Source organism: Mesorhizobium sp. M0016 (genome assembly GCF_040324035.1).
Lineage (GTDB): Bacteria > Pseudomonadota > Alphaproteobacteria > Rhizobiales > Rhizobiaceae > Mesorhizobium.
Genome location: NZ_JAMYVM010000072.1, coordinates 1 through 586 on the forward strand (window position 1 = coordinate 1; position 586 = coordinate 586).

Genomic DNA, 586 nt, shown 5'->3' on the forward strand with positions numbered 1-586 from the left:
CGGGAATCAGGTGACGTGAACAATCACCAGCCTGCCATGACCGCCCCCTCTCAGCGAATTTGCAGAACTCTCAGCACACTACCTTCCACTCTCAACATACAGATCAACGCCAGACTGATCGGCAGCGGCGCCAGCCAATGCCTGGGTTCCGGATACATCTTCAGCGTGTGTGGCCGCTGCCCCAGCAAACAGCGACAACACGATCATCAGACGCGAGACCGCAATTCGCGCAGTTCTAAGGCGCCAGGCGTTCAGCCGCAAATCCATGCGTCACCTCGGTTCGCACTCGCACTTCTCGACCTGCTTTCCACAGTGTTTTGCCAAGATGCGCCGGTAAACTACTACAACTTTGCGCCCCTCTCAATTAGCCTGGAAGCAACATTATTTTGCGCCTGCCACACTGCTTTAGACGCGAATTATTAGTTACCATTTCAAGCTGACGTTTGAATGGCCACGGCCCTTTGGAAATTACTTATGGCTCAATAAAATTCTTTCCTGATTTCTCACAAAATCGAACAGAGCTGGTGTCTGGGCGTGGCGGGTGGTGTCCTCGAGGAGGTTGGGATCGGGGCTTGAGTCTCTGGTC

Annotated in this window: 1 protein-coding gene; it reads left to right on the forward strand. The window is 53.6% G+C overall.

The features are described from left to right. A partial coding sequence (locus NKJ88_RS32945) for a Rossmann-fold NAD(P)-binding domain-containing protein (RefSeq protein WP_352446983.1) occupies positions 1–423 on the forward strand: 423 nt, incomplete at its 5' end. Positions 424–586 lie beyond the last annotated feature (163 nt).